6 protein-coding genes are annotated in these 7,274 nt (G+C 72.2%); 3 read left to right on the top strand and 3 right to left on the bottom strand.

Annotated elements, in window-relative coordinates; translation table 11 throughout:
• Positions 1-158 precede the first annotated feature (158 nt).
• Both AB0C29_RS25325 and AB0C29_RS25320 read right to left on the bottom strand, forming a co-directional pair.
• The gene (locus AB0C29_RS25325) at positions 159-695 is read right to left on the bottom strand and encodes a sigma-70 family RNA polymerase sigma factor (RefSeq protein WP_360824679.1); all 537 of its coding nucleotides are present in this window, start codon (positions 693-695) and stop codon (positions 159-161) included.
• Between the two features lie 115 nt (positions 696-810).
• Positions 811-2,403 carry a methyl-accepting chemotaxis protein gene (locus AB0C29_RS25320; protein ID WP_360824676.1) on the bottom strand — a complete coding sequence of 531 codons (1,593 nt, stop codon included), beginning with the start codon at positions 2,401-2,403 and terminating at the stop codon, positions 811-813.
• Between the two features lie 185 nt (positions 2,404-2,588).
• On the opposite strand from AB0C29_RS25320, the gene AB0C29_RS25315 reads away from it, so the two are divergent.
• Both AB0C29_RS25315 and AB0C29_RS25310 read left to right on the top strand, forming a co-directional pair.
• Positions 2,589-4,025, top strand: a complete 1,437-nt coding sequence (locus tag AB0C29_RS25315; RefSeq protein WP_360824673.1) for a hypothetical protein — start codon at positions 2,589-2,591, stop codon at positions 4,023-4,025.
• A complete protein-coding gene (locus AB0C29_RS25310; RefSeq protein WP_360824670.1) occupies positions 4,022-4,663 on the top strand; it encodes a cellulose binding domain-containing protein in 642 nt (213 codons plus the stop codon). The genes AB0C29_RS25315 and AB0C29_RS25310 overlap by 4 nt, the downstream gene beginning before the upstream one ends.
• 16 nt (positions 4,664-4,679) lie before the next feature.
• Here AB0C29_RS25310 and AB0C29_RS25305 read toward each other — a convergent pair whose 3' ends face one another.
• Positions 4,680-6,524, bottom strand: a complete 1,845-nt coding sequence (locus AB0C29_RS25305; RefSeq protein ID WP_360824667.1) for a GGDEF domain-containing protein — start codon at positions 6,522-6,524, stop codon at positions 4,680-4,682.
• 213 nt (positions 6,525-6,737) lie between these two features.
• Between AB0C29_RS25305 and AB0C29_RS25300 the strand changes: the two genes are divergently transcribed.
• Complete coding sequence (locus AB0C29_RS25300) at positions 6,738-7,241, top strand: hypothetical protein (RefSeq protein ID WP_360824664.1); 504 nt, start codon at positions 6,738-6,740, stop codon at positions 7,239-7,241.
• Positions 7,242-7,274: the final 33 nt, after the last annotated feature.

Genomic DNA, 7,274 nt, shown 5'->3' with positions numbered 1-7,274 from the left:
CGGCCACGAGGACCAGGCCGGCCGCGGCGAGCGCCCACCGGCGGACGGGGCGCGGACGGGGTGGCACGGTGCCGAGGTCGGTGATCATGGAATCCTCCAGCAGACGGGTCACGCGGTCCGGGGACAGCGGCACCAGCCGGGCCGCAGGTCGTCGTCGGTCACGGCCGCCTCCCCTCTTCCGGTACGTCATGTCCGGCACCCGCGCCGAGCTTTCGCAACTCCGCCCGCAGCTTGCCCCGGGCCCGGTGCAGCCGGATGCTGACCGCGTTCGGGGTGAGCTCCAGCGCGGCGGCGATCTGCGCGGGGCCCAGGTCCTCCCAGGCCCACAGGCGGACGATCTCGGCGTCCAGCGCGCCCAGCCGGCCCAGCGCGGTGTGCAGGTGCTCGTCCGGGAGCTCGGCGGGCTCGGCGACGGCGGCCGGGGGCGGATCGAGGGCGAGGATCCGGGCCGCCAGGCGGCCCTGGCGGCGGCGGGCGCGTTCGGCGTTGGCCAGGCAGTGCCGGGCGACACCGTACGCCCAGGGCAGGCGGTCCTCGGGCACCTCGTCGAGCCGGCGCCAGCAGACCAGCAGCGTCTCCGAGAGCACGTCCTGGGCGGTGTCCGGATCCGTACGGCGGACCAGGAACCGGCGCAGCGGCTCCATCAGCAGGACCGCGAGCTCCTCGAAGCGGGCCCGGCGCGCCTGCGTGTTCACCACGTTCACCCTGGCACATGTCCGGCACCCGGCCCGGTCTTTCACCGGCGCGCCGCGCACAGCACAGCGTCCCGGCGCGTGGTGCTCACGCCGGGACGCTGTGCGTCAGATGCGACTAGATCCGGAAGCCGCCGACCAGGGCCTGGAGCTTGCGGCTCACCTCGTCGAGCTCGTCGGCGGCGCGGCGCGACTCCTCGACCGAGGCGGTGGTGTTGCGGGCCACGTCGGCCACGTTGTTGATGTTGGCGGCGATCTGGCCGGAGGCGGACGCGGCGTCGTTGACACTGCGGTTCATCTCATTGGTCGTCGCGGTCTGCTCCTCGACCGCCGAGGCGATCGTGGTCTGGTAGTCGCTGATCTGGGTGATGACGGCGGTGACCTCGGCGATCGCGGCGACCGCGCTGGTGGTGTCGGCCTGGATGGCCTCGACCCGGCGGGAGATGTCCTCGGTGGCCCGGGCGGTCTCCTGGGACAGCTCCTTGACCTCACCGGCCACCACCGCGAAGCCCTTGCCGGCCTCGCCGGCCCGGGCGGCCTCGATGGTCGCGTTCAGGGCGAGCAGGTTGGTCTGCTGGGCGATGTTGGTGATCGCCTTGACCACGTCGCCGATCATGCGGCTGGAATCGCCGAGGCGGGACACGGTGTCGGTGGTGACCCGCACGGTGTCGACCGCCCGGGCCGCGACGGTGGCGGCCTCGTTGGCGTTGTGCGAGATCTCGCGGATCGAGGAGCCCATCTCCTCCGAGCCGGCCGCCACGGTCTGCACGTTGCGGGAGACCTCCTGGGCCGCGTCGGCCACCACGTTGGCCTGCAACGAGGACTCCTCCGCGCCCTTGGCGATCTGGCCGGACAGAGCGCCGATGCGGTGGCTGGTCTGGGCCAGGCCCTGGGCGCTGCGGCCGAACTCGGTGATGACGGTGCTGATCGCGTCCAGTGCCGTGTTCACCGAGCGGCCCATCTGGCCGACCTCGTCGGCGGCGCGTACGTCCACCCGCCGGGTCAGGTCGCCGTCGGCCACCGCGACGAGCACGTCGGCGGCCTCGGCCAGCGGCCGGGTGATGCCGCGGGTGATCCGCCAGGCGACCAGCGCCGCGATCAGGGCGGCCAGCAGCAGGCCGATCACCATGATGGTCATGAACCCGTCGGCGATCTCGCGGGCCTGGGCCGTCTCGGCCTTGTTCATCGCCTCCTCGAGGTCGATGAACACGTTGATGGCGGCGAGCCACTCGATGAAGGCCGGCTTGGCCTGCGTGGTGAGCACGACGTAGGCCTGCTCGTCGGTGCCGGCCCGGCGCAGGTCGACGACCTGGCTGATCAGCGGCAGTGTCTTGGCCTGGATGCGGTTGATCTCGGCGAGGGCCTGCTTCTCCTCGGCGCTGACGTCGGACCCGTCGGTGAACATCGCGGCCATCTTGACCGCGGACTCGTCGTACTTGGTGGTCAGCTTGGCGATGGTGTCGACCTCGGTCTGCACCTCGGCACCGGTACGGGCGAGCACCACGTCCCGGACGGCGATCGCGCGGTCGTGCACGCTGCCCCGGAAGTTGATGGCGTACCGCTGCTTCACGCCGTTGAGGTCGTTGACGACGGTCAGCCGATCGTTGATCTTGTTGACCTCGCTGACGCCGATGACCGTCAGCACGACCATGCCGATGATCACCACGAGGAAGCCGGCGCCGAGCCGGAGCCCGACTCTGAGGTTCGACATCTTCAACCGAATCACCTGTCCGCCCTGGAAGCCCCCCGATGGGCTCGTCTGACTGTTCGACTGACCTGTGCCGAATGTGAGGATTTCCCAGGCCGCCGGGCCGCGCGGAGGGAGATTGACAGTGATCGTTGCGACAGCGAGTATGGGAGCGCTCCCAACTTTCGCTGTCCTCCGATCGGAGAGCCATGCCGTCCGCGATCTTCCACCGGGTCGCGCGGGGTTCGCTGCTGCTCGGCGCCGCCGCGCTGTGCAGTGTCGCCGCACCCACCGCCTCCACCGCCGCGCCCGCCGCCGCCCCCGCTCCCGTCGCCGTGACCGTGAACGCCCAGGCGGGCCTGGCCACCGTTCCGGACACAGCCCTGGGCGTCAACGACGCCATCTGGGACACCAACCTGGGCACGGCCGAGACCTCGGACCTGCTCAAGTCGGCCGGCGTGCGGATGCTGCGCTACCCCGGCGGCTCGTACGCCGACATCTACCACTGGCGCGACCACACCGCGCCCGGTGGCTACGTCGCCCCGGACACCGACTTCGACACCTTCATGGCCTCGGCCGGGCGGATCGGTGCCGAGCCGATGATCATCGCGAACTACGGCACCGGGACGGCCCAGGAGGCCGCGGACTGGGTGCGCCACGCCAAGGACAAGGGCTACCGGGCCAGGTACTGGACGATCGGCAACGAGAACTACGGCAACGGCCACTACGGCGAGCCGTGGGAGGCCGACAACCATGCCGACAAGAGCCCGGCCGCGTACGCCGCGGGGGTGGTCGCGTTCGCCGAGGCGATGCGGGCCGTCGACCCGGACATCAAGATCGGCGCGGTGCTCACCACGCCGGGCAACTGGCCCGACGGGCTGGTCGGCGCGGGCGACGCCGGGACCTGGAACCAGGAGGTGCTCACCCGCGCCGGTGCGCACATCGACTTCGTGGACGTGCACTGGTATCCCGGCGGCGGCACGGCGGCCGAGGCGCTCACCAGGACCAGTCACGTCGACGACGCCATGTACCTGCTGCGCCGGCAGATCGACCAGTACGCCGGCAGCAACGCCGGCCGCATCCAGGTGAGCCTGACCGAGATGAACGTCGGGGTGGGACAGAACACCCAGCCCGGCGCCCTGTTCCTGGCCGACGCGTACAGCGACCTGCTGGAGAACGGCGTCTTCACGGTCCAGTGGTGGAACGTCCACAACGGCATCGGCAACGTGTCGACCGTTGCCGGGCAGCGCGACTACGGCGACTTCGGCCTGCTCTCCTCCGGCAACTGCGCGTCCGACGGGTCGGTGTGCGAGCCGCCGCTGAACACGCCGTTCGCGCCGTACCACGCGCTGACGCTGATGAAGTCCTTCGTGCACCCGGGCGACCAGCTGGTCCGGGCCGGCACCGACGATCCGCTCGTCGCCGCGCACGCCGCCCGCCGGCCCAACGGCGACCTGCAGGTGCTGCTGGTCAACCGGGACCCCGACAACGAGCGGACGGCCACCCTGGACTACCGGGGGTACAGCCCGAGCACGAGCACCGCGCCGACTGTCATCTCGCTCGGTAACGGTGCCCCGGCGCTCGAGACCGCCGCGGTGGGAACTGCGACTGAGCAGACGCTGGCGCCGTACTCGCTCACGCTGTGACCCTGCACCCGGCCCGGACCGGCTCCGGGGCCCCCGGAGCACCCGGCGCGCCCGTCGCCGGGGCCGTCACCGACCGGACCGCGACGATCTCCTGGCCGGCGGCGCGGCCCGGCCGCGACCCGATCGCCAAGTACGAGGTGTACCGGGCCAACGGGGCCGTCAGCGAGCAGCTCGGCGAGACCTCGGGCACGTCCTTCACCGCCCGCAACCTCACGCCCGGCACCCGCTACACCGTCAACGTGCTGGCCCGGGACACCGCGGGCCGGGTGTCGTGGTCGTCCCTGCCGCTGACCGTCACCACCACCGCCCCGGCGAGCAGCAGCTGCACGGTCAAGTTCAGCGACACCAACGACTGGGGCAACGGCTTCGTCGGCGCCGTCGAGGTCACCAACAACGGGCCCGCCCCGGTCACCGGCTGGACGCTGACCTTCACCTGGCCCACGGGCTGGCAGAGCGTGCAGAGCGGCTGGAGCGCCACCTGGACCCAGACCGGCCGCGACGTACGGGTCACCAGCGACCCGGGCGCCACGCTGGCCGCCGGTGCCACGGCCACGGCCGGGTTCGTCGGTGCCTACAGCGGACCGAACGTGCTGCCCGGGGTGTTCGCCCTCAACGGCACGGTGTGCAGCACCGGCTGAGCCGCTCCCCCGGCGGTCAGCGACGCCGGGCGGTCGACTTCTCGCGGTACATCGCCGCGTCGGCCTCCCGGAGCAGATGGTCGGGGTCCGCCGAAGCGTCGGTGGACAGTGCGACACCGATGCTCAGGCCGACCTCGACCGGGCACCCGTCGATGACGAACGGCTCGGTGATCGCGGCCGTGATCGCGTCGCGGACCCGCTCGTGGCCGTCACAGGTCGCAAAGCCGTCGAGCAGCACGACGAACTCGTCACCGCCGAGCCGGGCGACGGTGTCGGACTGACGCACCAGCCCGGTCAGGCGGCGGGCCACCTCCACCAGCAGGACATCGCCCGCCGCGTGACCCAGGGAGTCGTTGACGGCCTTGAACCCGTCCAGGTCGAGCAGCAGGACGGCGAAGCGGTGGCCGGGCTGCCGGGCAGCGCGCAGGCCGGCCTGCTGGAGGCGGTCGGCCAGCAGCACCCGGTTCGGCAGGCCGGTCAGGTGGTCGTGCAGGGCGGCGTTGCGCAGCCGCTCCTCCTGGTCCCGCAGGGACGCCACCATCGCGTCCCGGTCGAGGGCGGCGGCCAGCAGGGCACCGGCCTGGTTCATCATCTCGCGGCCCGGCGGCGTGCTGGCCTGGATCCGCCCGACCGCCGCCAGCGCGCCCCAGTCCCGCGACGCGCTGCGCACCGGCACGACGAACACGATGTCGCCGGCCGGGCCGTCCGCCAGTGTGAACAGCCCGGGCGGGGGGAACGCGCTCACCGGCCCGGAGCGTTTCCCGCCCCCGGCCCGGAACTCCCCTACCACCTCCAGCAGCGGATCGTCGCCGCGCGGCTCACCCTCGCCGCGCCACAGACCGAGGCAACCGCCGACCGCCGGGGTGCTCTCCATCCAGGCCAGGCCGCGCGGGTCCTTCTCGTGCGAGCCCAGCAGCTCGATGCCGAGCTCGTACTGCACGTTCAGCGTGGCCTGCAGGTAGCGGACGTCGGAGAACAGCTCCCGGGTGCGCGACTCCGACACCGGCAGCCCGCGGCTCGGGCAGCCGCAGGAGTCGCGCTGCACGAAGGTGGTGGGCACGAACCGTACGGCGGCCGGTAGCCGCGGATCCGCCGCCAGCTCACGGGCCAGGGCGTGCACGGCCGCGCCCAGCGCGTCGAGCGGCTGGCGCACTGTGGACAGGCTCGGCCGCAGGTACGTCGCGTCGGCGATGTCGTCGAAGCCCACCACGGCCAGGTCGCCGGGGACCGTGTAGCCGGCCTCGGCCAGCCGGCGGATGAGGCCGATGGCGTTGCGGTCGGTGCCCGTCACGACGGCCGTCGCCGGCATCCCGGCCCGGATCAGGGCGTCGGCGACGAACTCGCCGCCGGTCTCGTGATTGTCGTTGAGCGCGTACAACAGCTCGGACCGCGGCGTGAGCTGCTGGGCGAGCAGTCCCTCCCGGTAGCCCTCGTGCCGTTCCCGGACGTCGAAGTGGGTCAGGTTGCCGGCGAAGGCGATCCGTTCGTGGCCGTGCCCGGCCAGATGCGTGACGGCCTCCCGGACCCCGCTGCGGCTGTCGGCCAGCACGGACGAGCAGTCGCTGTCCGGCACCTCGTGCCCGACCAGGACCACCGGCTTGCCGGCCGTCCGAGCAGCCCGGGCGTAGGCGGCGTCGACCGCGCCGGGCAGCACGATCAGGCCCGCCAGGTGCTGCCAGGCCACCGGCCGGCGGAAGTCCGGCAGGCCGCTGCGGTCGGCGCTGTACGAACCCGGATCCAGCGTCTGGACCGCCATGACCCGGTCGCCGGCGGCCACGGCGGCACTGTTGACGCCGGCGATGATCGCCCCGTAGTAGTCACCGCCCACGAACGGCGAGAGGATTCCGAAGGTACGGCTCATCACGACAACGGCACGCCCTGTGCTGCTTGCATGCCGTCATCGTCTCCCGAGTACGCCCGCCGGGAGGCGACATCCGGTGAATCTTCCCCCGGCATACTGGGCGGTGGAATAGAAGGGCGTCTCTAGACGAGGACTGCACCGCGACGTATGGTGCAGAGCGCGATGGGAGCGCTCCCACGTTCCCGCATCCCCGATCAGCAGGAGGTTCCCCCGATGCGCCAGGCTGTGCAGGCGATCTTTCTAGGCGGCGTGCTGCTCTCGGCGGCTGCCTGCGGCACCGCCACCAATCCCGCACCCGGCGAGGCCGGCGTGGGCATCGGTACGGCCTCGGCGCCGCCCGCCGCCCAGCGCAGCGCGGAGGCCTCGACGAGGTCCGCGTGCGAAGCTCTCGGCAAGGTCTACAGCCGGCACATGGCGCCGTTCGCCCAGGCCCTCACCGAGCTGGCCGACGCGCGCAAGACCGCCGGCGACGACAAGAAGAACGAGCAGGAGGTCAAGCAGGCGCTGACCGCGTTCGCGACCGCGATCGGCAGCGCCACCGCGGAGAGCACCGACCCGGAGCTGCGTACCGCCGGCAAGCAGACCGCGGAAAAGCTGAAGGCCAAGGCCGCCGACGCCAAGAGCTTCAGCGCGGTGAAGACCACCCAGGACGTCAACACGACGCTGGGCTCCACGCTCAAGGACTGGCTCTCCCCGCTCGACCAGCAGTGCTCCTGACCGCGGCCGGGCGCCGTGTCGGCGCCCGGCCCG

The organism is Actinoplanes sp. NPDC048791, assembly GCF_040650095.1.
In the GTDB taxonomy this organism is placed as follows: domain Bacteria; phylum Actinomycetota; class Actinomycetes; order Mycobacteriales; family Micromonosporaceae; genus Actinoplanes.
Note: the sequence above shows the minus strand (reverse complement) of the source record. Positions and strands in the feature narration are given on the sequence as shown.